The organism is Rudaea sp., assembly GCF_047601565.1.
In the GTDB taxonomy this organism is placed as follows: domain Bacteria; phylum Pseudomonadota; class Gammaproteobacteria; order Xanthomonadales; family Rhodanobacteraceae; genus Rudaea.
The window spans coordinates 4,035,626-4,057,881 of the sequence record NZ_JASGIY010000001.1; the positions used below are offsets into that span (position 1 = coordinate 4,035,626).

Genomic DNA, 22,256 nt, shown 5'->3' on the forward strand with positions numbered 1-22,256 from the left:
GCCGGACCGGCCGCGTATTCACTGACCATTTGGGAGGAATAGAAGTGAACAAGCAATCCGCAACCCGATGCACGCACGTCGTCAACCCACCGCGCCGGCTGTCGATGGCGATCGCGATGGCCTTGTTCGCAGCCGGGCAGTTGCATGCGCTCGCCGCGCAACCGCCCACTCAGACGGACGACCAAACCGCACAACCCGCGAAGAAGGAACCGTCCGACAAACCATCGCAGACCGCCGACAAAAAAGCTTCGGCGAAGGCGAGCGACGAACAGGCCACCGTGCTTACGGGCATGACCGTCACCGGCTATTCGTCCAGCCTGAACCGCGCGCAGGAAATCAAGCGATATTCCGATACCGTGGTCGATGCGATTTCGGCGCAGGACGCAAGCTCGCTGCCCGACCTGTCGGTCACCGAAGCCTTGCAGCGCGTGCCGGGCGTGGCGGTCAGCGCCTTCGGCATCGCCGCCGATCCGGACCACTTCTCGATCCAGGGTTCGGACATCAGCCTGCAGGGCCTGCCCTACGTCAGCACGCTGTTCAACGGCCGCGAGGTGTTCTCCGCCGGCGGCGGCCAGGGGCTGAACTTCTCCACCGTGTCGCCCGAACTGATCGGCTCGGTCGTGGTGAACAAGAACCAGACCGCGGACATGATCGAAGGCGGCATCGCCGGCTCGATCGACCTGAAAACGCGCAAGCCGTTCGACAGCAACAAGGAGACACAGGCCGCGTTTACCATCGGCGGCTACTGGGGCAGCCTCGACAAGAAAAGCTCGCCGCAGGTAGCCGGTCTGTTCAGCCACATCTTCGACACCGACGTCGGCCGTTTCGGCTTTCTGGCCAACGTCGCCTACGACCGCATCGACCAGGCCGACAACGCGATCTCCCTGGTCGATTTCCAGCGGCGCTGCAACGGCTGCACGCTGCCCGGCGACAGGACGGACAGCTTTCCCGGACTGGCCGAAGGCCAATACCTGTACGTGCCGGTCGGCGCCGACCTGCGCACTCAGGACGAAACCAGCACGCGCATCGGCCATGCCCTGGCGCTGCAATGGGAAAGCCCGGACAAGACCTGGCAGGCCACGCTGGCATGGAATCGGGCTTCGGACACGGAAACCACCTTCGAACATACCCTGCAAGCCTCAACGGACGGTTGCAGCGGCCAGTCGATCGCCGGCTGCGCCGTGCCGCTGGCGGGCACCACGCCGGTCTACGACGCCAACGGCGTGTTCCAGTCGGGCATCATCTCGGGCGATCCCAGCGCGTCGACCTTCCTGCCGCTCACTTACGGCGGCGTGCCGACGCAGCTCGACACCGCCGGCTTCAGGAACCGCTACGTGACCAACGACTACAGCTTCAACCTGAAGTGGAACGTCAACGACCGGCTGCGCTTCGACTTCGATGCGCAGGATACGCACTCCAACTTCAAGAACGCCTACTACTACATTCGCCAGATGACCCAGGCCAATTGGTATCTGGCGGTGCACGGCAACGACGTGCCCACGGTCCAGGTGCTCTCGCCCAATCCCGCCGAAACGACGGCGCAGTATTTCGCCGACCCCGCGAACACCTACTGGTCGGCGGCGCAGGACCACCAGGGACGCTCCTGGGGCAGCCAGCGCGCGTTCCGCCTCGACGGAACCTTCGACGTGAACCACGGCGTGCTGGACAGCATCCAGTTCGGTTTTCGTCGCTCCGACCAGAGCGAGACGCTGCAAAACTCGCCGTACAATTACTTCTGGGACATCAGCACGCCCTACGCCGGCGGCGCCGGGCTAGCGGTCACTGCCGCCGACACGCCCGGCAACGTCGCCCTGTACCACGTCAACATGCCGGCCTTCAGCAACGGCGATTTCGGCGTCTTCGCCCCGTTCTTCAACCTCAATCCGATCACCCAGTTCTGGCAGGCGGTCGGCGTGATGAAAAAGATCAACCAGCAATCGCTCGCCATCAACCCGGGCTGGGACTGGTGGAGCCCCTACTACACCAACTTCGACCGCAACCTGTACGTCGCCGGCACCGTCTTCGTTCCGGGCACGCACTACCTGCCGCAGGAAATTTCCTCTAACGAAGAAAAAACCAACGCCACCTACCTGCGCCTGAATTTCGGCAACGAAAACACCAACTTCCTCAGCGACCTGAAGATCAGCGGCAACATCGGCCTGCGCTACGTGCATACGCAGGACGACGCCTCGGGCTATCTGATCGTGCCGAACATGACGCAGACTCTCGGCAATGCCAGCGTCGAACAGTACTGCCTCGGACAAACCAAGAACGGCACCCAGCCGGCGTCGCCGGGCACGTTCTGCGCGTTGACCTCGGCCCAGCAGCAGCAATACATCAAATTCGCCAACGGCGGCTACAGCTCGATCACCGCCGGCAGCGGCTATGGCAACTGGTTGCCGAGCTTCAACCTCGCGATCGGCTGGACCAGCGACTTCATCACCCGCTTCGCGTACTCGCGATCCCTCTATCGGCCCTCGCTCGTGCAGTTGCAGGCGGGACAATCGGTCGGCGGACTGGTGCCCTACGGCACCAACGGCAGCACCGAGCCGATGGTGAGCAACGGCTACAACGGCTCGAATCCCTACCTGCGGCCGGTCACGGCGCACAATTTCGACCTGACCCAGGAGTGGTACTTCGGCAACGCCGGCTCGCTGACCGGCATGTTGTTCTACAAGCAGTTGAACAATACGATCCAGTACATCACCAATGTCGTCGAGACCGAGGTGACCAACAACGGCGTGACCTATCCCGAGCAGTACACGGCGGGCCTGGCCAACCTCAACCAGAAAGGCAGCGTGCGCGGCGCGGAACTGGCCTATCAGCAGAAGTTCGATTTCCTGCTCGGCTGGCTGTCCGGGTTCGGCACGCAGATCAACTACACCTGGATCAAGTCGCACGGCCTGGCCTTCGGCTCGACCGACTACTGTCCTGCCACGTACATGGCGGCCACGCAATGCACCAACCAGCTCAAGCTGCCGCCGAACGAACTGTCGCGCGATACCTTCAACTTCACTGTGTACTACGAAAAAGGTCCGCTGTCGGCGCGACTGGCGTGGAACTGGCGCTCGAAGTTCCTGATCACGAACCAAGAGGCGGATTATCCATTCCTGCCGGTCATGGCTGCCCCGCAGGGCCGGCTGGACGGGTCGCTGATCTACTCGATCAACGATAACTTCAAGGTGGCATTGCAGGCGGCGAATCTCCTGAACTCGACATTCAAGACCCGCGAAATCATCGATACCAACGGATTGACCGTGCCCAAGGGTTTCTTCCGCGACGACACCCGCTACAACCTCAGCCTGCGCATGAACTTCTGACAGGCCGCCGCAGCGAACGTGTGCGCAGATCGGACAAGCCGCACGGGCAGCGGGATGCCGGCGACGATATGCGATTTTCTCCCGGCGTCATTTCCGCGGGGGCGGGAATGACGTCGTATTTTTTCGTTTTCGGCATCCTTTCCGCGACGCGATCCTGCGTGCGCCTCTGCCACGGCGGGGCGGGATCCTCACGCGTTCGATGCGGGCGACGCTGGCGGCCGTCGCAGGAATGTCCGTCGCAAGCGCGGTTTGCGCGGCGACGAAAGCCGAAACTGTCGCGGAGGAGAGTTGCAGCGCCCTCGCCGCACGCGTCGATGCGCTGCCGGGCCACACTCCGGTTCTGCTGCGCAGCTACGACGGTCGGCAAGGCAAAAGCGCACCCGAGGAACCGTCGCTGCGCACGGCGGCGTTCACCTACGACAATGCGCTCGCCGTCATCGCCTTGCTCGCCTGCGGCCAGCGCGCGCATGCCAAGCGCATCGGCGAAGCTTTGCGGCTTGCCGCGACGAACGACACGCGCCTACGCGACGCCTACCGCGCCGGTGTCGTCGGGAACGGAATGCCGCTGCCGAACGGATGGCGGGATGCGAAACGCCATCGCTGGATCGAAGCCGCCCATGAGGACGTCGCCGCGTACCAGGACGGCACCGCCACCGGCAACGTCGCATGGGCCGCGTTGGCGCTGCTCGCCCTGCACGACGCCACCGGCGAAGCGCACTGGCGCGATGCGGCGGTACGCCTCGCCGATTGGGTCGTCGCCAACGTGTCGGACGAGCGCGGGCCGGGCGGGTTCGACGGCGGCATCGAAGGCCGCAAAACGGCGCCAAGAAAAGCGCCGTGGAAATCGACCGAGCACAACATCGATCTCGCCGCGCTGTTCGGCTGGCTTGACCGGATCGCAGTGCCGGGAAACTGGAACGCGCAGGCAAAACGCGCTCGCGACTTCGTCGCCGCGCAATGGGACGTCGCGAGCGGCCATTTCTGGATAGGCACCCTGGACGACGGCGCCACGCCGAGCCGCGCGCAGTCCGGCCTCGACGTACAGCTCTGGACGCAACTCCTGCCGAACGCGCCGAAAGAATGGCAACGCGCCGTGACGTACGCCGAGCGCGAGCACGCCGTCGAAGGCGGATTCGATTTCAACGCCGACCGCGACGGATTGTGGACGGAAGGCACCGCGCAGGCCGCGCTCGTCTATCGTCGACTCGGCCGCGACGCCGACGCCGAAAATCTGTTCGCGACGATCGCAGGACAGGCGGCGCCCGGCGGATTCTTCTATGCCACGCGCGAACCGCGCATCACCTCGGCGTACTTCTACTACTACCGCCGCCCGCATCTCGCCGCGACGGCCGGGGCCGCGCTCGCCGCATTGAATCGCAACCCGTTCGTATCGTAACGCGTCTTCGACTCCGGGCGATTTTGATGCCGCATCGCGGCGCAGCGGTTCATCGCTGCGCCGCCGCTTGCCGACCCTCCCGCCGCATGCTCAAATGCTGTCAAACGAGCGTTTGCGGCGCGAAGCAGCCGCAAACCGCAAGAATCAGAAAATACAGGAGGGAGCAATGATTGCGAGCAACGACCGCCCTTGGCTGGCCAGCTATCCGGCCGGCATCCCAGCGGAAATCGACATCGACGCCTACAGCTCGATCGCCGCGTTGTTCGAGGAAACCTGCGAGCAGTTCCGCCACCGCGCCGCCTTCTCCAATATGGGCGCCACGCTGAGCTACGATGATCTGGATCGCTTGAGCCGGAATTTTGCGGGTTACCTGCGCAGCGTGCTGAAGTTGAGCAAGGGCGATCGTATCGCGGTGATGATGCCGAACCTGCTGCAATATCCGGTCGCGGTGTTCGGCATCCTGCGCGCCGGCCTGACGGTGGTCAATGTCAACCCCCTGTATACCGCACGCGAACTGCGCCACCAGCTCAAGGATTCCGGCGCAGTGGCGATCGTCGTGCTCGACAACTTCGCCTCGGTATTGACCGAAGTATTGGCCGAGACCGATGTCAAGCACGTGATGACGACCGCGATCGGCGACATGCTCGGATTTCCGAAATCGCTCGTCACCAACTTCGTCGTCAAGCATGTCAAGAAAATGGTGCCGGCCTATCGCATCGATCGTGCCGTGCGGTTCCGCCGGGTTCTGGCGCAGGGAGCCGGCGCGGCGCTGCCCGCCACGCAGATCGGGCATGAGGACATCGCGTTTCTGCAATACACGGGTGGCACGACCGGCCTCGCCAAGGGCGCGATCCTGACCCATGGCAACATGGTCGCGAACATGCAGCAGGCTGCGGCATGGATCGCCTCGGACGTACGTCCCGGCGAAGAAGTCATCATCACCGCGCTGCCGCTGTACCACATCCTCGCGCTGACCGCGAACTGCCTCGTTTTCATGCGCGCGGGAGGGCTCAACGTGCTGATCACGAACCCGCGCGACATGCCCGGTTTCGTCAAATCGCTGCAAGGCGTGCCGTTTTCGGCCATGACCGGCGTCAACACGCTGTTCAACGGGCTGCTCAACACACCGGGATTCGACCGGCTCGACTTCTCGAAGCTGCATGTGACTCTGGGCGGCGGCATGGCCGTGCAGCGTTCGGTCGCCGAGCGCTGGCACAAGGTGACCGGCTGCACCCTGGTCGAAGCCTACGGCTTGACGGAAACCGCGCCGGCCGTATGCATTAACCCGATCGGCCTGTCCGAATTCAACGGTTCGATCGGCCTGCCGATTCCCTCGACCGAGGTGTCGATCCAGGACGATGCCGGCCGGATTCTCGAGATCGGCGCGGTAGGCGAGCTCTGCGTGCGCGGGCCGCAGGTCATGCGCGGTTACTGGAACAAGCCCGAGGAAACCGCCAAGGTACTGTCCGCCGACGGCTGGCTGCGCACCGGCGACGTCGCGCGCATCGACGAAAAGGGATTCGTGTACATCGTCGACCGCAAGAAGGACATGATCCTGGTCTCCGGATTCAACGTCTATCCGAACGAGATCGAGGACGTCGTCGTCGCCTGCCCGGGCGTGCTCGAGGTGGCCGCGGTCGGCGTACCCGACGACAAATCCGGCGAAGCCGTGAAGCTGGTCATCGTCAAGAAAGACCCCAATCTCACCGCGGAAACCGTCCGTGAGCACTGCAAGGCCAACCTGACCGGCTACAAGCAGCCCAAATACATCGAATTCCGCGATGCGCTGCCGAAAACCAACGTCGGCAAGATCCTGCGTCGCGAGCTCCGGGATTCGCCAAAGTAAATGCCGAGGGTATATCCTCATTGGGGCCGTCTTGGCTGCATGGTCCCGTGAGTTTCGGCTCGGCGACGCATTTTATGAGTATTGCGTCACACCTCCACACCACTTTTCCGTGGGAGTATGCTGCGGAACCATACGGTTCGTGATGTCGTGCCTGCCCCTCAAATCGACTCTCCCCCCGAATGTGAACCCACGTGAAGAGGAATCAACAATGAACGTCGCCGACCAGACCCTGCGTGACACATCCTATCAATTCCTGCGCAGTGAAATCGACCCGCGCTCGCGGAGTTTTTGGTTCTTCATGCATAGAACGGACCTGAACAGGGTCGAGGGATATCGACCCTGCTGCTCCGTCCTGCTCCTGAAGGAAATGCATCATTTCCTCCAGCAATGCCTGAACGACATCGCGCTGAACAAAGCAGAGAACGAGTTGGAACAATCGCTGAATCATTTGATACTGGCATCGGACGCCAACGTCTTCAATCTCGGTGGCGACTTGGATTTGTTTGGCCGTCTGATACGGCGCAGGGACCGCGATGCGCTATTGGCTTACGCGGTTCGGTGCGTCCAAGGCGCATACGACTTGCACAGGGCCTGTCTGGAACAACCCCTTCATACGGTCGCCCTTGTACAGGGAGATGCCCTCGGAGGCGGTTTCGAAATGGCCTTGTCCTGCAAAACCATCGTCGCCGAAGAAGGGGTTGGAATGGGTTTCCCGGAAGTTCTCTTCGGACTCTTTCCGGGAATGGGGGCCTATACGTTCCTCAAGCGCCGCGTCGGCAAACAGCTTGCCGAGGATATGATGCTCAACGGAACGATATACTCCTCGGGAGATTTGCATCGAATGGGGGTGATTGATGTGCTTGTGCCGAAAGGAGAAGGCATTCAAGCCGTATCCAATATGATCAGACAGAACCAGCGCATCGCCCGGGCGCGAATGGCAATGCACCAAGTGCGCGAAGTGGCGGACCCGATTCAATACGATGAGCTTTTGCGAATCGGTGAAATATGGGTGGATACGGCATTGCAACTGGGAGAAAAGTCTCTGAAAACCATGGAGCGTCTGGTCCGCATGCAGCAAAAGCGCTCCAATGAAGTTCAACAAGACTCTCAGAAGCCCGACTCAGCGCCAATCGAATCGACACGTTCACCGCGCCTGACCGTGGTCGCATGAATCATTCCCGATAGCGTCGAAGCTCAGCGAAATTTTTCCCTTCTTGCCGCGCGGCGGGAGAGCTGAGCTTTCGACTGGGATAGCGCACCGCGCAGGACAAGGAAGGGCCTGTTAATCCCGTGCGGTTCAACCTCGCGCGTCAATCGGTACGCGTTCCTCGCCGAACAGAGTCTGGAACACCTGTGAAGCTGGCGTCCAGCGGTCGGCCGCGCCATCGCTCGCCCTGCAGAACGATTTGATCGCGTTCGTCGTGTAGGTCGTCCTGCGGATTTTCGGTGGGAATTGGAAAACTGGCACCACGTGCGGCCATGCGTTGTGCCACACACGTATGAACCTGACGACGAAATCCTTCTCCGCAAAAACCCTGCGCCACGGGCTCAATATCTGGCCGCCGTTCCTGTTCGGCGGCATGCGTGTGCTCGAATGGAGCGACGACTTCCGCCATGCGCGCGTGCGCCTGAAGCTGGCCTGGTACAACCGCAACTTCGTCGGCACCCAGTTCGGCGGCAACCTGTTCGCGATGACCGATCCGTTCTGGATGATCATGACGCTGCAGGCGCTCGGCCGCGACTACGTCGTCTGGGACAGGGCCGGCGCGATCGAATTCGTCGCACCCGGACGCGAAACCGTCTTCGCCGAATTCCGCCTCGACGAAACCGTGCTCGACGAGATCCGCGCCGCGACCGCAAACGGCGACAAGTACCTGCGCTGGTTCGATACCGAGGTAAAAACCGCCGCCGGCGAAGTTATCGCGCGTGTGCGCAAGCAGATTTACGTGCGGCGCAAGCGCTCTTGATCGCGCTTTTGATTTGATCTTTGGGTTTTGATCTTAGGGTCCCCGTCAGCCGCGGCGAGGGCAGGACGAAAATGCCCGCAGGGTCGCGCGCAGGAAGCGCGCGAGTTCGTTGCTGGTACATGGAAGGGCCATCAACGAACTCCGGCCTGCACTCGCGGACCCGCAGCGCGAAGCGCGGAGGGCGCGGCTCCCGGGGCGGCGTCTTTTTGGTTACTTTGTTCTTCGCTGCTGAAGAAAAAGTGACCCGCGCGCCGGATGCGCGCGGAAAGGCGAAGGGACACGGTCAGAGCAGAATCAAGAACAAAAGCACTGGATTCCCGCCAGAAGCCCGCGGGAATGACGAGCAATGGCGGGCGCGACGAGTCGCCCCCTACGTTATGATGACGCCCCCGTCACATCCCTCTGCGCCATGCCCCGCCTGTACCTGCAACGGTATCTGATCACCGGCCTGCTCACCTTCATTCCGCTCTGGCTGACATGGACCGTTTTCGCCTTCATCGTCAGCGTGCTTTCGCACGTCGGCGCGCCCGCGGTCGCGGCCACGTTCACGCTGATCAGCGCTATCTTCCCGGCCGCGGCCGAGTGGCTGGGGCAGGAATGGTTTCGCTCCATCGTCGCCTTCGTCGGCACGATCGTCGCGCTCTACCTGCTCGGCTTCGCGGCGAGCCGCATGCTCGGGCAGCGCTTGCTTGGCGCGTTCGAGCGGCTGATCCAGCGCATTCCGCTCGTGCAGACGATCTACGGCGGCTCGAAGAAGCTGATGACGATGATGCAGAACAAGCCCGGCGGCACGCAGCGCGTCGTGCTCATCGGCTTTCCCTCGCCGGCGTTGAAGACGATCGGCTTCGTCACGCGCACGTTCGTCGACGGTGCCGGACGAGAAATGGCCGCGGTCTACGTGCCGACGACGCCGAACCCGACCGGCGGCTATCTTGAAGTCGCGCCGCTCGATGAGTTGATCGCGACCGACTGGAGCGTCGATCAGGCCATGGCCTTCATCCTCTCGGGCGGCGCGGCTGGGCCGGAGACGCTGCCCGACATTCCGCACGGACACGCGCAGCCATCGTGACTTCCTGCACTGATGCGCGAATCCGTGACTGCCTACGGTAACGGATTGCCCAACGGAATCCGGGAGACCCCAGCATGAATCTTCGCCTGCGCACGCCGCTCGCCCTCGCCATCGCCCTTGCCGCCACCGGCGCGAGCCATGCCGCCCCGCCTGACGTCGGCAACGCGTTCGATCCGACGTCGCTCGATACGAAATACAAGCCCTGCGACGATTTCTACGACTACGTCAACGCGAAATGGATCGCGGCCAATCCGATTCCGGGCGACCGCACGCGCTGGAGCACGTTCGACGAATTGCGCGAAGCCAGCCTCAAGGCGCAACGCAAACTGATCGAAGACCCGGCGATAGTCAAAGCCGCCACCGGCACGATCGAGCAGAAACTCGGCGACTTCTACGCGAGCGGCATGGACGAGGCCGCGATCGAGAAGACCGGCGTTGCGCCGCTGCAACCCGAGCTGGCGAAGATCGCCGCGATCAAGTCGGCCGACGATCTCGCCCGGTATTTGACCGATGCGCATGCGCGCGGGTACGGCGGTTTCTTCGGCTTCGGCGCGTCGCCCGACTTCAAGAATTCGAGCATGATGATCGGCTACGCCGGCGAAGACGGCCTCGGCCTGCCCGAACGCGCCTATTATCTGGAAGACAAGCCGGACTATGTGAAGATTCGCGGCGAATACGTCGCGCACATCGAGAAGACCCTGGCTCTCGCCGGCGCGAAGCCCGCAACGGCGAAGCAGGACGCGCAGTGGATCATGGCGCTGGAAATGCGCGACGCGAAAACGTCGCTGTCGCCGATCGAGGCGCGCGATCCGAAGAACCAGTATCACTACGTCAGCGTTGCCGACGCGGACAAGGCGACGCCGCATTTTTCGTGGGCCCGCTTTCTCGCCGCGCAAGGCCTATCGGGCGTGCAGGGCTTTTCGCTCTCGCATCCGGAATGGTTCGCCGAATTCGACAGGATGCTGACCGAGGTACCGGTCGAGCAGTGGAAGGCCTATTTGCGTTTCCACACGATCGACGACGCCGCACCGTACCTGTCGCAGGCTTTCGTCGCGGAACACTTCGACTTCAACCAGCACAAGCTGCGCGGGCAGAAGGAAATGGAGCCGCGCTGGAAGCGCGTGCTCGGCGCGGTCAATGGGAGCATGGGCCAGGCGCTGGGTCAGCTCTACGTCAAGGAGAACTTCCCGCCCGAGGCGAAGAAGAGCGCCGAGGAACTCGTCGCCAACCTGCGTCTCGCGCTCAAGGCGCGCATCAAGAAGCTCGACTGGATGAGCGATGCGACCAAGGCCAAGGCGCTCGAGAAGCTGGCGACGTTCACGCCGAAGATCGGTTATCCGGACAAGTGGCGCGACTGGACCGGGCTGTCGATCTCGCGCTCGGGCTACCTCGACAACGCGCTCGCCGCGAACAAGTTCAACCACGACTGGCACATGGGCCGCATCGGCAAACCGGTCGACAAGACCGAATGGGGCATGACGCCGCAGACCGTCAACGCCTACTACTCGCCGCTGAAGAACGAGATCGCCTTCCCCGCCGCGATCCTGCAGCCGCCTTATTTCGACGCCAAGGCCGACGACGCACTCAACTACGGCGGCATCGGCGCGGTGATCGGCCACGAAATGACGCACGGCTTCGACGACAAGGGCAGCCAGTTCGACGCGCAGGGCAACAACAGCAACTGGTGGACCGACGACGACCGCAGGAAATTCGTCGAGCGCATCGACAAGCTCGCAGCGCAGTTCGACGGCTATGTCGCGATCGAGGACCTGCACGTGAAGGGCAAGCTCACGCTCGGCGAGAACATCGCCGACCTGGGCGGCCTCAACGTCGCCTACGATTCGCTGCAGATGGCGCTGAAGAAGAATCCGGCCGAGGCGAAATCGAAGATCGACGGCTTCAGCCAGGACCAGCGCTTTTTCCTCAACTTTGCGCGGCTGTGGCGCACGAACACGCTGCCGGCGACGGCCAAGGTCAACCTCAATACCGACCCGCACGCGCCGGGCCAGTTCCGCGCGATCGCCGCACCCTCGAACATGCCCGCATTCGCGCAGGCGTTTGCGTGCAAGGCGGGCGATGCAATGGTGCGCGATGGCGAGAAGCAGGTGAAAATCTGGTAACCACTCTTCCCTTCTCCCTGCGGGAGAAGGGAAGAAAAAGGGCGCGGATTTCTCCGCGCCCTTTTTCGTTGCATCGAACGATGCCGCGTCACTTCACCTGGAACGTGGTCGTCGACAGCGTTTTGCCATCGGAGACGACTTCGAGCGTGTAGTTGCCGACTGGCCAGCCCGAGGCTTTGGTCAGCTTGTCGTCGATCGTGCCGACACTCGGCGCGGCGATCGTCTTGGCGTTGTCGGCCACGGTCTGGCCATCCTGGAACTTCCAGCGCAGGTTGACGGCGACGTTGGGCACGGTCGTGGTCAGTGCCACCGTCGCATAGATCGTGTCCTTGGTGCCGAAGGTACCGACCGGCGCGCTGATCTTGCCGCTCGCGTCCACCGCGTTGCCGAGCACCACCGAGGTGACCTGTGCGGGCGGAGCCGGTGCGGGGGCCGGAGCGGGCGCCACCGGAGCCGGGGCCGGCGCAGGAGCCGGTGCCGGCGGCGGAGCCGGCTTGCTGCACGCCGCCAGCGCTACCGCGCCGGCCAGTGCGATCGTCAACGGAATGCGTTTGCTGAGCTTGTTCATGGATTTCCCTCTGCTGGATTCAAGTGTGCCGCGCATGCGCTGCGATCAGGCCGTCGCCTTGCCCGAGGCGGGCGCGGCGGGAATGGTGAGCACCTGTCCGGGATGGATCAGGTCGGGATTCTTGATCTTGTCGGTGTTGGCCTCGAAGATCTTCTTCCACTGGTTGGCGTCGCCGTAAAACTTCTTCGCGATCTTCGACAGACTGTCGCCGCTGACGACCGTGTAGGTCTGGCTCGACGCGTTCGCATCCGCCGTCGATGCCGTGACCGGCGTCGGCGTCATGTTCACCGTCACTTCGCTGTTCACATCGGAAAAATCGGCTTTGGGATCACTGCTCATGATCGATGTCTCCTCCTGCCTTGGTTGAAAGATGCGATAAGGGTCGCAAGACCCGCTGCACCAGCACCATACACGTTTTTTTTTGCGCGCGCATGTGTTGGATCGCGCGAGCATTCCGTTCGGAGGGTGGCTAACGTATATCTAACGAATCGCAAGCGGCGATGAGCATTTCCCGACCGGAAGACGAACATGCAGACGCGCGGAGTCGTACGTGCGCGAGGGCACACGGCACAAAAGCCGATCACGGAAAAGACAAAGCGGCCGCCATTCCTGACGGCCGCTTTGGACGAGGAGCACAGACGCGACTCAATGCTCCAAGACGAAAATCCGGTAACGATCTGCCGCCGGATTTGTAAGGCTTATTCTGCGTCGGCCGTTGCGTGCCGGGACAGATCTTCCTGGATGCGCGCCGCCTTGCCTTCGAGACCGCGCAGGTAATAGAGCTTGGCACCACGCACCTTGCCGCGGCGCTTGACGTTGACCGAATCGATCGTCGGGCTGTGCGACTGGAATACGCGCTCGACGCCGAAACCGTGCGAAATCTTGCGCACCGTGAAGGCCGAATTGAGGCCCGCGTTCTTCTTCGCGATGACCACGCCTTCGTAGGCCTGCACACGTTCGCGGTTGCCTTCCTTGACCTTGACGTTGACGACCACCGTGTCGCCCGGGCTGAATTCGGGCAGTTTACGGCTGGTCTGGGAAGCTTCAAATTGCTGGAGGAGGTTCATGACACTCACTTGCTCGTTGGAATGGAAAGGAAAGTTCTTTTCTCGATCCCCGCCATCACGGACGACGGCGAGTATACCTCTAGTTTTCGGCCGCTCTGACGGCCGACTTCATTACTTTTCTATATCTTTTTGAAATTCAAGCAAAAATAAATTTTCTTCCGGTTTGAGCATGGCTCGGGCCAGAAGATCCGGCCGACACCGCCAGGTACGTCCAAGCGCCTGTTTTCGCCGCCATTTTGCGATGGCCGCATGGTCGCCCGAGAGCAGCACCGCGGGCACCTCGCCCAGTTCGTGCGCCACGGGACGCGTGTAGTGCGGGCCCTCGAGCAAGCCGTCCGAGAACGAATCCTGCTGCGCCGAGGCCGCGTCGTTGAGTGCACCGTCCTGCAACCGTCCGATCGCGTCGATCAGCACGGCCGCGGCCAATTCACCGCCCGAGAGCACGTAATCGCCGATCGAAATCTCCTCGTCGACTTCGTGCTCGATCAGGCGCTCGTCCACCGCCTCGTAGCGCCCGCACAGGAGGATCAGGCGATCTTCCTGCGCCAGTTCGCGCACCTTGCCCTGCGTGAGCCGCGCTCCCTGCGGACTCAGGAAAATCGTGCGGGCCGGCTGCGAATCCGCCGCGCGCGCCGCACGCAATGCATCGCGCAACGGATCGATCAGCATCACCATGCCCGGGCCGCCGCCGAACGGCCGCTCGTCCACGCGCCTGTAGGCATCGGTCGCATAGTCGCGCGGATTCCAGCCATGCACGCCGAGCAAGCCGCGCTCCTGCGCCCGCCCGATCACGCCCACCTTCGCCGCCTGATCGACGAACTCGGGGAACAGCGTGATCACATCAATTCGCATACTTCGCTCGTCATTCCCGCGAAGGCGGGAATCCAGTGCGTTTGCTTTTTTCGCTACGAACAACAGCAAAGCCGCTGGATTCCCGCCAAGAGCATGCGGGAATGACGACAAAGCTTCAGAAATCCTTGTCCCAATCGACCACGATCCTGCCGCCGTCGACATCGACTTTCTTCACGAACTCGTCGGGGACGAACGGCACCAGCCTTTCGCGATTGCCGTCCCTGACCACGAGCACGTCGTTCGCACCGGTCGAAAACAGGTGGCTGACCTTGCCGAACGCGACGCCTTGGAGATTGAAGACGCCGAGCCCTTCGAGATCGGCCCAGTAGTACTCGCCGCGTTTCGGCTTCGGCAGCGCCGAGCGCGGAATGCGGATCTCCGCGCCGATCAGGGCCCCTGCGGCATCGCGGCCATCGACGCCGTGCAGGTGGGCGACGATGCCCTTGCCCTGCGCCCTGCCCTTCACGTTCGCATACTCGACGGCGGAATCGGCAATGCCGACGAACCATGGCGAGTACTTGAAGATTTGCGTACGCGGTTCGCTGTACGATTCGAGCTTGACCCAGCCTTCGACGCCGTACAGGCCGACGATCTTGCCGAGCACCAGAAGCTTGTCGTCACGCGCGGCGATGCTTGCGGTCTCGCGCTAAATCAAGCCGCAGCCTTGGCCTGCTTGCCGGCTTCCTTGAGCAGCACGCGCACCTTGTCGCTGAGCTGCGCGCCCTTGGCCACCCAGACATTGACGCGCTCGACGTCGAGCTGCAGGCGCGTTTCCTTGCCGGCCGCGACCGGGTTGAAGAAGCCCACGCGCTCGATGTTGCGGCCGTCGCGCGCCTTGCGCTCGTCGGCGACGATGACGTGATAGAACGGACGGCCTTTGGCGCCGCCGCGGGAAAGACGAATCTTGACCATGTTTATTTCTCGAGAATTTATCGGGTACGTTGTATTCCCCCGCCGACCGCAGCCTGCGCGGCACACCCGCAGAGCGGGCAACGACACCGGGAACTGCGCATTGTAGTCCAAAACAGAAAAAAATAAAGGTTTTCAGCAACGTGGCCGCGACAGGCAAGCGGTCGTGCCGTTTTTCCCGCAGCCTGCGTCGCAACCCGTGGACGCTGCAGACACGATTGACAAGGCTGCGGCCCCTGAACACACTCCGATGTCCCGCGCGTCGGGCGCACTCTGCCGCTTCCCGTTTCAGGAATTCCTCTTGACTCCCACGCCCGCCGCCACCGACATCCCCTTCATCGCCGCCGACGTCGGCGGCACCCACGCCCGACTCGCCCTCGTTCGCTTCACCGCCGAAGGCACGGTGTCGATCCTGCATTATTCCGAATACATCTGCGCCGAGTATCCCGACCTCGCGACCATCCTGCGCACCTTCATCGACACGCACGGCGACGCTTCCACGACCAGCGCGGCGATCGCGATCGCCGGCCTGCAGGTCGGCGACGCCCTGATCAACCCGAACCTGCCCTGGCACGTGTCGCTGACGCAGACGCGCCAGGCGGCGCACCTGAAGGATCTCGCGCTGATCAACGACTTCGAGGCGCTCGCCCATGCCGCGCCGCACATCGACCTCGCTTCGGCCGATCTGCTCAGCGGCCAACCGGTCGATCCGTCGAACGTGACCACGCTCGTGGTCGGTCCGGGCACGGGTTTCGGCCAGGCCGTGCACATTCCGCACAAGCCGCGCCCCGTCGTCATCACAAGCGAAGCCGGACACGCGGCGCTCGCACCAGGCAACGAACTGGAAATCGAGATCCTGCGTGAACTGTTCAAGCGTTGGCCGCACGTCGACCGCGAACGCGCGGTGTCCGGCCCCGGCCTGCTCAATCTCTACGAATGCATCTGCACGCTGCACGGCGTGCCCGCGATGCTGAAAACGCCGGCCGACGTCACCGCGGCGGCGCTCGCCCACGCCAATCCACAGGCGGTGACCGCGCTCAGCGTGTTCTGCGGCCTGCTCGGCAGCCTGATCGGCGACCTCGTGCTCGCCTACAACGCGCGCGCCGTGTTCCTCGCCGGCGGCATTCCTTCGCGCATCCGTTCGTTTCTGCCGACGAGCAACTTCGTCGCGCGCTACCACAACAAGGGTGCGCTCGGCGAGGTGATCAAGCACGTGCCGATCTGGCTGATCGAACATGGCCAACTCGGCCTGATCGGCGCGGCGGCGTGGTACCAAGATCATCGCACGGCGGATTGATCCGGTTTTTTGCCGCGGGCCAAGGTGAAAAAAGGCCGCCCGCTCGCGCGGACGGCTTTTGCATGAAAACGCTCGCCGCGAACGTCAGAACGTGTATTGCCCGCTCAGGCTGACCTGATTGCCGGTGGTCGTGCTGGCGGCCGCGCCGGTGTTCATGTGCAGTGTGGCGCGCAGCGCCTCGATGCCGAGTTTGTACGGGCCTTCGGCATAGATCAGGTTCAACGCCACCTGCTGGTCGCGATCGATTCCGGTGGAGCCGTGGCCATACCAGGCAATGATGTCCTGCTTGTCCGGCAACGAAGCCGAGTAGAACGCGTTCACGCTCCAGTTCTTGTTCAATTTGTAGCCGGCTTGGAAATATCCGCCGGTTTCGTCGATGTCGCCGAACTGCGACATCGCGCCGAACAACGGTCCCATGGCGGTACCCGTATACAACAACGCCTTGAAATTCCACGGACCCGGCCGGAACGTTGCGCCCACCTCGAAGCCTGTGCTGTCCAGCCCGGTCTTGATCGGCGTCGCATCGGTGCCGGCCACGCCCTTGAGATCGATGCTGGCGTAGTGCGCCGCCACGAAGGCCGACCAGTTGCTGCCCTGCGCACGCAGGCGCGCCTCGAGCTGCGGACGGAAATCCGCGTTGCCGTCGGTGAGGTGATTGACCGCGGTGCCCTGATTGCTCCAGGTGCCTTCGAACACGCCGATGTCCACCCCCCACTTCGTGTCCCCGCTGGCGCCGAGGTTCTGGCTCAACACCGCGCCGGGATAACGCCAGCCGATCAGCCCGGTGCCGTAACCGAGCGGGAAGGCGACATGGGTGACCGAATCCGGAAGCATATCGACCGGCATGATCAGGTCCCACTGCTGGCCGACCCGGACGTTCGTGCCCGAACCGGCGTTGGCGACATCGAAGTAGGCCTGGCGCAGTCGCGGCGTCGGCTGCGACAGGCTGTACGCACCGGTGCCGTTGAAGCCGCCGAAGAAGTCCATCTCGATGCGGCCCCCGCCGGTCCAGTTCTCGCCGAATTTCGCGCCGCCGATGTCGAGCCAGAAGCGCGTGTTGCGGATGTCCACGCCGCTCAATTCGCCCCGTGAACCGGCCACGGGATACTGGCCGTTCGCGCCGTTGCCGTAGCTGAAAGTATTGCTCTGCCCGAATGCGTTCGCGTTGATGAAACCGTGGAACGCGACCGACAGGCCGGGGCCGGTGGTGAACGTCGACTTCGGTGCCTTTTCGATCTGCGCCTTGGTGTCCGCGACCTGCGTCTTGGTGGCGGCTACTTCTGTCTGCGTGTCGGCGACGCGGCTCCGGGTATCGTCGATCTGCACCTGCTGCTGCTTCTGCGCGTTCAACAGGGCCTGCACCTGCGCTTCGAGCTGCGCAACACGGGCTTCCAGTTCCTTCTCCTTGGCGGTCGCGGCGAACGCGGCCCCCGGATCGAGCAACGCGACAACCAGCGCCACGGTCAACGGCCTGCGCATCATCGATGCGATGGATGGACTCATAACCTTTTCTCCCGAAATGGTCTCGAACTGTTGAATTGAAGTACGAATTGGCGCTGCCGCAACCCATTGTCGAGAGCCGCGCCTGCACCGCAACAAGCACTCAATATTCCTCGACTCAATTGCCCGGCAATACCAAAAGGGCACCGGCAATTGTTACAGATACATTACAAGGAAATAACAGACCATCGTACCTTTGGCCGCCGAGCGTGCGACGCTGCTCGACAAAGCGGGACCCGGCGGCCGACCGTGGGGCTCTGCAAGCCCGTCGCCCCGGGCATACGTGAGTCTGTCGTCACGTATCGTAGTTCTATGATTATCAAAATTTATTTTTCGATTTCGTGCGAGCCGATCCGAGCGATGCAAATATCTGGCACGAGGTCGGCCTGCACGAGCACGCGCGACACGACCGGCATCGCGACGACGGCGAGCCAGCCGGGACGGCGGCTGGCGCCGATGCGGCGCAATGCGATGCGGGATGCTTGATCGGTCAAGGCGGATTTCACGGCGGAATCGGAACGCCGATGCCGGCTTCAATGCGACGAAGGAATTGGGAGCATGCCGTAATAGCGCCGCTGCTTCCATCCGACCGCACGCGCGCAGGCTGCGGCATTTCGGCGCGCTATTCGTCGACGGCGGGATCGAGGCCGGGAAACAGTATCTCGGTGAAACCGAACTTGGAGAAATCGGTGATGCGCGAAGGATAGAGCCGGCCGATCAGGTGATCGCATTCGTGCTGCACGACGCGCGCATGGAAGCCCTCGGCCTCGCGCTCGATCTTTTCGCCCTTAGGGTCGAAGCCGGTGTAGCGGATCAGGGAGAAGCGCTCGACCGCGCCGCGCAGGCCGGGCACGGACAGGCACCCTTCCCAGCCTTCCTCCTTGTCCTGCGACAGCGGAACGATCTCCGGATTGAGCAGGACCGTGCGCGGCACGGCCGGCGCGTCGGGATAGCGCTCGCTGCGCTCGAAGCCGAAGATGACGAGCTGCAGATCGACGCCGATCTGCGGCGCGGCGAGACCGACGCCGCCCGCGGCGTGCATCGTCTCGAACATGTCCGCGATCAGCGCGTGCAGCTCGGGCGTATCGAAGGTCTCGACCGGCTTGGCGATGCGCAGCAGCCGCGGGTCACCCATTTTGAGGATTTCGTGGATCAAGGCCTTTCCTCTTCGTGCTTGCCTTTCCGGCATGGATTGCCGGAACGCGACTACGGCGAATCCTAACCCCGCTGTCGTTCGATTCGCGTTACAAACAACATGGCCGCCATCGCTATCGATATCAAGCCCGCCGCCGCGGCATGTCCGGCGGCTGCCGCGCGCGAGGGATTTGTCGTACCCTGCGCGCCGATGGGGACGGACCGGACCGACGAGGAATTGATGCTCGCCTATGCGCGCGGCGACGCGCTCGCGTTCGACGAGCTGTACGCACGCGTGCGCGGCATGCTCTACCGGTTCATCCTGCGCAGCGTCCCCGAGCGCGCGGTTGCCGACGAACTGTTCCAGGACACCTGGAGCCGTGCGATCCAGGCGCGCTCGCGCTATCGCGTCGAGGCGAAGTTCAGCACCTGGCTGCTGCAGATCGCGCACAACCTCGTCGTCGACCACCTGCGCCGCGCGCGGCCGCAGGCAAGCGCGGACGAAGCCGAGCATGTGTTCGGCCTGCTCGACATGCCGGAGCGCGAACAGCCCGACCGCGTGCTCGGCGAATTCGAGGAACGCCGGCGCCTGCAACTTGCGCTGGAAGCGCTGCCCGACGAACAGCGCGTCGCATTCCTGCTACGCATGGAGTCGGAGCTCAGTCTCGACGAAATCGCGCAGGTCACCGGCGCGGGCCAGGAAACGGTGAAGTCGCGCCTGCGTTACGCATTCGCCAAAATACGCGAGAGGTTGGCCGAATGAGCGACGTCAAGAAACCTGCGCAGACGACATCGAACGGACACGGCTTCGATGCCGGGTTCGATGCGTTCCTGCGCGAAGAGGATTCGCGCCTGGTCACGCTGTATCGCAAGCTGCCGCACCCCGAACCCGACGCCGCGCTCGATGCGTACGTGCGCGCGCACGCGCATCGCGCGCTGCGCGAAGACGTGGACGCGGCGGCGCCGGCGGGCAAGTTGCGCGCACGACGCTGGCTGCCGACGTTCGGCGCGGCGGCTACGCTAGTGCTCGCCGCTGGGCTCGCATGGCGGCTCATGCCGTCGGCTTCGCCGACGCGCGAGGCCGCATCCGGCGCCGCTACGGCGCCGGGCGCCACGCAAGGCGAACGCGCCACGCCGATGCCGGCGACCGCTGCGCCGCCAACCTCGGTGGACGCAACCGCGCAATACCGACACAAGCTGCACCGGGTCATCGCCGGGAAACCGGAATCCTCCGCCACTGCGGACAACGCCGGAGCCGAGGCGAAACCGGCCGCATCGATACCCGCACCGCCGTCCGCAATCGACGAACCCGCCGCGTTCCCGCCGTCGACGAAAAGCGCGCCGCCGGCAGCCGTGGCCCCGCCGCAACGCGCGGCCGAGCCGGCCGAGGTGCCGGAAGCGGAAACGTCGCTGGCATCGGTCGTTGCCGCTGCGCACCAGCCGCCGTTGCGCGAAGCCGCGGATGTCGAACGCGCCGTCGCGGCACAAGCGTTCGTCGCCGGCGCAGCGGCGGGAGGATCGTCGTTCGCGATCGGGCCCGATCCTTCCTCCGCACCTTCGCGCTACCGCTGGGAAATCGCCGCTACGGCCGCGGCGCCGGCGCGCAGCGGCGTCTACCCCCCCGATCCGCCGCCGCCCGCCGCCTGGGTCGAGATCGTGCGCGCGATGCTGCGCGACGGTCGCCGCGATGCGGCCCGGCAGGCGCTCGCCGACCTGCGCGCGCGGCATCCGGATTTCCGCGTACCGTCCGACTTGCGCGGACTCGAATGAGCAGCGTGCGTTTCGCCCTCGCCGCGCCGACGTCGCTGCGTCAGGAAATCCGCAAAAGTATATTTGTGGCAAATGCGGCAAATGCGCGCTCGGCCGCCGCGGCGCTGGATTTCGTCGCCGCGACCGGGGACACGTCGGCGACGCACAACTGCTGGGCCTATCGCATCGGCCAGCAGTACCGCTTCAACGACGACGGCGAACCGGCTGGCACCGCCGGCCGGCCGATCCTGCAGGCGATCGACGCGCAGCGGATGGACGCCACCGTCGTCGTCGTCACGCGCTGGTACGGCGGCATCAAGCTCGGCGCGGGCGGGCTCGCGCGCGCCTACGGCGGCTGCGCCGCGGAATGCCTGCGCCTCGCCGCGAAGGCCGAGCTAGTCGAACTCGCGACCGTGGAATTCACGCTGCCGTTCGCCGCCCTGCTCCTGCTGCATGCGCGCCTGGCCGACTTGCGGGCGGAAAAACTCGCCGAGACGTTCGTCGCGAATGGCGCCTTGCTGCGTCTGGCGCTGCCGACCGAACAAGTCGCGGTGCTGCGCCGGCTGCTCGCCGACGCGACGCGCGGGCGCAGCGTAGTGAAAGTGCTCGACTGAATTCCGCCCGGCGGCACTAACCGCCGCGATCGAACAATGCCATGTAGCGGCGCTGCATCTCTTCGGGCGTAAGCTTCTCGATCTCGTGGCCGATGTTCCAGCGATGCCCGAACGGATCGCGCACGACCCCGCCGCGCTCGCCGTAAAACTGGTCCGCGACCGGGCGCTCGACCGTCGCGCCGGCCACCACGGCCCGCGCGACAACTTCGTCGGCGTTATCGACGTGCAGGTGGATGCTCACCGGCGTTCCGCGCAGCGTCGTGGGAGAAGGAATGCGGTATTCGGGGAATTCGTGGCTGAGCATGATCGTCGTGCCGCCGAAATCGAGTTCGGCGTGGCCGATGCGGCCGTCCGGTTCGGTCAGGCGGAACTGCTCGCGCGCGCCGAACGCACGCGCGTAGAAATCGATCGCCGCGACGGCGTCCGACACGCACAGGTAGGCGAATACTTCATGGATTTTCATCGCTCGCTCCGGATTATGGCGATATGCGCATTTTCCACCCTGCACCGCCGTCCGTCATGAACGTTTCCGATCTCGATCGCGCTGGCGCGGCAGTTGCACGGCGCGATTCGATGGATTGAATTCGGCCGCGTGCGGCACCATTGCGATCCGGTCCAGGTTCTCATCCCGCTCGATGACCGATTCCACCAGTCCGCCGGCCGCATCGTCGCCGAGGGCACGCATGCCGAACTGCTGCAAGCGGGCGGCCTGTACGGCGAGCTCGCACGCTTGCGATTCGCTGCGTGAGCGAAGAGACCGTGGCCCGGTTCGAATTCCCTTCGTTTGCCCCTTTTTATCGGTGAGCAGGGGCGCTTCGCACGGCCGCGTTTTCCTACCCCGGATTGCG

At 63.8% G+C, this 22,256-nt stretch carries 22 protein-coding genes; 11 read left to right on the plus strand and 11 right to left on the minus strand.

Annotated elements, in window-relative coordinates; genetic code table 11:
- Positions 1–44 precede the first annotated feature (44 nt).
- The 7 genes from QM741_RS18015 to QM741_RS18045 all read left to right on the plus strand — a co-directional run bounded on the left by QM741_RS18015 (position 45) and on the right by QM741_RS18045 (position 11,718).
- Positions 45–3,320, plus strand: coding sequence for a TonB-dependent receptor (locus QM741_RS18015; protein WP_415209005.1), 3,276 nt, complete (start codon positions 45–47; stop codon positions 3,318–3,320).
- Between the two features lie 229 nt (positions 3,321–3,549).
- Positions 3,550–4,716 (plus strand): hypothetical protein, encoded by a 1,167-nt coding sequence (locus tag QM741_RS18020; RefSeq protein ID WP_415209006.1) that lies wholly within the window; start codon positions 3,550–3,552, stop codon positions 4,714–4,716.
- A gap of 166 nt (positions 4,717–4,882) precedes the next feature.
- The gene (locus QM741_RS18025; protein WP_415209007.1) at positions 4,883–6,562 is read left to right on the plus strand and encodes an AMP-binding protein; all 1,680 of its coding nucleotides are present in this window, start codon (positions 4,883–4,885) and stop codon (positions 6,560–6,562) included.
- A 208-nt stretch (positions 6,563–6,770) separates the two neighbouring features.
- Entirely contained in the window at positions 6,771–7,733 is a 963-nt protein-coding gene (locus QM741_RS18030; protein ID WP_415209008.1) for a crotonase/enoyl-CoA hydratase family protein, read from the plus strand.
- 328 nt (positions 7,734–8,061) lie between these two features.
- Positions 8,062–8,529 carry a DUF4442 domain-containing protein gene (locus QM741_RS18035; RefSeq protein ID WP_415209009.1) on the plus strand — a complete coding sequence of 156 codons (468 nt, stop codon included), beginning with the start codon at positions 8,062–8,064 and terminating at the stop codon, positions 8,527–8,529.
- A 409-nt stretch (positions 8,530–8,938) separates the two neighbouring features.
- The gene (locus tag QM741_RS18040; RefSeq protein WP_415209010.1) at positions 8,939–9,598 is read left to right on the plus strand and encodes a DUF502 domain-containing protein; all 660 of its coding nucleotides are present in this window, start codon (positions 8,939–8,941) and stop codon (positions 9,596–9,598) included.
- 74 nt (positions 9,599–9,672) lie between these two features.
- Positions 9,673–11,718, plus strand: a complete 2,046-nt coding sequence (locus tag QM741_RS18045) for a M13 family metallopeptidase (RefSeq protein WP_415209011.1) — start codon at positions 9,673–9,675, stop codon at positions 11,716–11,718.
- Between the two features lie 88 nt (positions 11,719–11,806).
- Here the strand turns inward: QM741_RS18045 and QM741_RS18050 are convergent, their stop codons facing one another.
- From QM741_RS18050 to rpsP, 6 genes are all read right to left on the minus strand, one after another.
- Positions 11,807–12,286: a hypothetical protein gene (locus tag QM741_RS18050; RefSeq protein ID WP_415209012.1), complete on the minus strand. Its 480-nt coding sequence runs from the start codon at positions 12,284–12,286 to the stop codon at positions 11,807–11,809.
- A gap of 45 nt (positions 12,287–12,331) precedes the next feature.
- Positions 12,332–12,625 carry a LysM peptidoglycan-binding domain-containing protein gene (locus QM741_RS18055; RefSeq protein WP_415209013.1) on the minus strand — a complete coding sequence of 98 codons (294 nt, stop codon included), beginning with the start codon at positions 12,623–12,625 and terminating at the stop codon, positions 12,332–12,334.
- A 359-nt stretch (positions 12,626–12,984) separates the two neighbouring features.
- Positions 12,985–13,353 carry a 50S ribosomal protein L19 gene (rplS, locus tag QM741_RS18060; RefSeq protein WP_415209014.1) on the minus strand — a complete coding sequence of 123 codons (369 nt, stop codon included), beginning with the start codon at positions 13,351–13,353 and terminating at the stop codon, positions 12,985–12,987.
- Positions 13,354–13,464: 111 nt separating this feature from the next.
- Positions 13,465–14,205, minus strand: a complete 741-nt coding sequence (gene trmD / locus QM741_RS18065; protein WP_415209159.1) for a tRNA (guanosine(37)-N1)-methyltransferase TrmD — start codon at positions 14,203–14,205, stop codon at positions 13,465–13,467.
- Positions 14,206–14,320: 115 nt separating this feature from the next.
- Positions 14,321–14,812, minus strand: coding sequence for a ribosome maturation factor RimM (rimM, locus tag QM741_RS18070; protein ID WP_415209160.1), 492 nt, complete (start codon positions 14,810–14,812; stop codon positions 14,321–14,323).
- Positions 14,813–14,856: 44 nt separating this feature from the next.
- Positions 14,857–15,117: a 30S ribosomal protein S16 gene (gene rpsP / locus QM741_RS18075; RefSeq protein WP_415209015.1), complete on the minus strand. Its 261-nt coding sequence runs from the start codon at positions 15,115–15,117 to the stop codon at positions 14,857–14,859.
- A gap of 298 nt (positions 15,118–15,415) precedes the next feature.
- On the opposite strand from rpsP, the gene QM741_RS18080 reads away from it, so the two are divergent.
- Positions 15,416–16,411, plus strand: a complete 996-nt coding sequence (locus tag QM741_RS18080) for a glucokinase (protein WP_415209016.1) — start codon at positions 15,416–15,418, stop codon at positions 16,409–16,411.
- A gap of 84 nt (positions 16,412–16,495) precedes the next feature.
- Here QM741_RS18080 and QM741_RS18085 read toward each other — a convergent pair whose 3' ends face one another.
- The 3 genes from QM741_RS18085 to def all read right to left on the minus strand — a co-directional run bounded on the left by QM741_RS18085 (position 16,496) and on the right by def (position 19,067).
- Entirely contained in the window at positions 16,496–17,914 is a 1,419-nt protein-coding gene (locus tag QM741_RS18085) for a hypothetical protein (RefSeq protein ID WP_415209017.1), read from the minus strand.
- A gap of 323 nt (positions 17,915–18,237) precedes the next feature.
- On the minus strand, positions 18,238–18,417 hold the full coding sequence (locus QM741_RS18090; RefSeq protein WP_415209018.1) for a hypothetical protein: 180 nt from the start codon (positions 18,415–18,417) through the stop codon (positions 18,238–18,240).
- Positions 18,418–18,533: 116 nt separating this feature from the next.
- Entirely contained in the window at positions 18,534–19,067 is a 534-nt protein-coding gene (gene def / locus QM741_RS18095) for a peptide deformylase (RefSeq protein ID WP_415209019.1), read from the minus strand.
- Between the two features lie 189 nt (positions 19,068–19,256).
- Between def and QM741_RS18100 the strand changes: the two genes are divergently transcribed.
- The 3 genes from QM741_RS18100 to QM741_RS18110 are packed head-to-tail and all read left to right on the plus strand — an operon-like array spanning position 19,257 to position 21,408.
- Positions 19,257–19,808 (plus strand): RNA polymerase sigma factor, encoded by a 552-nt coding sequence (locus QM741_RS18100; RefSeq protein WP_415209161.1) that lies wholly within the window; start codon positions 19,257–19,259, stop codon positions 19,806–19,808.
- Positions 19,805–20,815 (plus strand): hypothetical protein, encoded by a 1,011-nt coding sequence (locus QM741_RS18105; RefSeq protein WP_415209020.1) that lies wholly within the window; start codon positions 19,805–19,807, stop codon positions 20,813–20,815. Before QM741_RS18100 ends, QM741_RS18105 begins: the two co-directional genes overlap by 4 nt.
- Entirely contained in the window at positions 20,812–21,408 is a 597-nt protein-coding gene (locus QM741_RS18110) for an IMPACT family protein (protein ID WP_415209021.1), read from the plus strand. Before QM741_RS18105 ends, QM741_RS18110 begins: the two co-directional genes overlap by 4 nt.
- Positions 21,409–21,424: 16 nt before the next feature.
- Here the strand turns inward: QM741_RS18110 and QM741_RS18115 are convergent, their stop codons facing one another.
- Entirely contained in the window at positions 21,425–21,871 is a 447-nt protein-coding gene (locus tag QM741_RS18115; protein ID WP_415209022.1) for a VOC family protein, read from the minus strand.
- 54 nt (positions 21,872–21,925) lie between these two features.
- On the minus strand, positions 21,926–22,108 hold the full coding sequence (locus tag QM741_RS18120; RefSeq protein ID WP_415209166.1) for a hypothetical protein: 183 nt from the start codon (positions 22,106–22,108) through the stop codon (positions 21,926–21,928).
- Positions 22,109–22,256 lie beyond the last annotated feature (148 nt).

Bases quoted from the DNA above. Each gene is read 5' to 3' on its own strand.
- QM741_RS18045 (WP_415209011.1), top strand. From the start codon at position 9,673: ATGAATCTTCGCCTGCGCACGCCGCTCGCCCTCGCCATCGCCCTTGCC.
- QM741_RS18115 (WP_415209022.1), bottom strand. From the start codon at position 21,871: ATGAAAATCCATGAAGTATTCGCCTACCTGTGCGTGTCGGACGCCGTC.
- QM741_RS18105 (WP_415209020.1), top strand. From the start codon at position 19,805: ATGAGCGACGTCAAGAAACCTGCGCAGACGACATCGAACGGACACGGC.
- QM741_RS18035 (WP_415209009.1), top strand. From the start codon at position 8,062: ATGAACCTGACGACGAAATCCTTCTCCGCAAAAACCCTGCGCCACGGG.
- QM741_RS18050 (WP_415209012.1), bottom strand. From the start codon at position 12,286: ATGAACAAGCTCAGCAAACGCATTCCGTTGACGATCGCACTGGCCGGC.
- QM741_RS18110 (WP_415209021.1), top strand. From the start codon at position 20,812: ATGAGCAGCGTGCGTTTCGCCCTCGCCGCGCCGACGTCGCTGCGTCAG.
- QM741_RS18085 (WP_415209017.1), bottom strand. From the start codon at position 17,914: ATGAGTCCATCCATCGCATCGATGATGCGCAGGCCGTTGACCGTGGCG.
- QM741_RS18055 (WP_415209013.1), bottom strand. From the start codon at position 12,625: ATGAGCAGTGATCCCAAAGCCGATTTTTCCGATGTGAACAGCGAAGTG.
- QM741_RS18030 (WP_415209008.1), top strand. From the start codon at position 6,771: ATGAACGTCGCCGACCAGACCCTGCGTGACACATCCTATCAATTCCTG.
- QM741_RS18100 (WP_415209161.1), top strand. From the start codon at position 19,257: ATGGGGACGGACCGGACCGACGAGGAATTGATGCTCGCCTATGCGCGC.
- QM741_RS18040 (WP_415209010.1), top strand. From the start codon at position 8,939: ATGCCCCGCCTGTACCTGCAACGGTATCTGATCACCGGCCTGCTCACC.
- trmD (WP_415209159.1), bottom strand. From the start codon at position 14,205: ATGCGAATTGATGTGATCACGCTGTTCCCCGAGTTCGTCGATCAGGCG.
- rplS (WP_415209014.1), bottom strand. From the start codon at position 13,353: ATGAACCTCCTCCAGCAATTTGAAGCTTCCCAGACCAGCCGTAAACTG.
- rpsP (WP_415209015.1), bottom strand. From the start codon at position 15,117: ATGGTCAAGATTCGTCTTTCCCGCGGCGGCGCCAAAGGCCGTCCGTTC.
- QM741_RS18025 (WP_415209007.1), top strand. From the start codon at position 4,883: ATGATTGCGAGCAACGACCGCCCTTGGCTGGCCAGCTATCCGGCCGGC.
- QM741_RS18020 (WP_415209006.1), top strand. From the start codon at position 3,550: ATGTCCGTCGCAAGCGCGGTTTGCGCGGCGACGAAAGCCGAAACTGTC.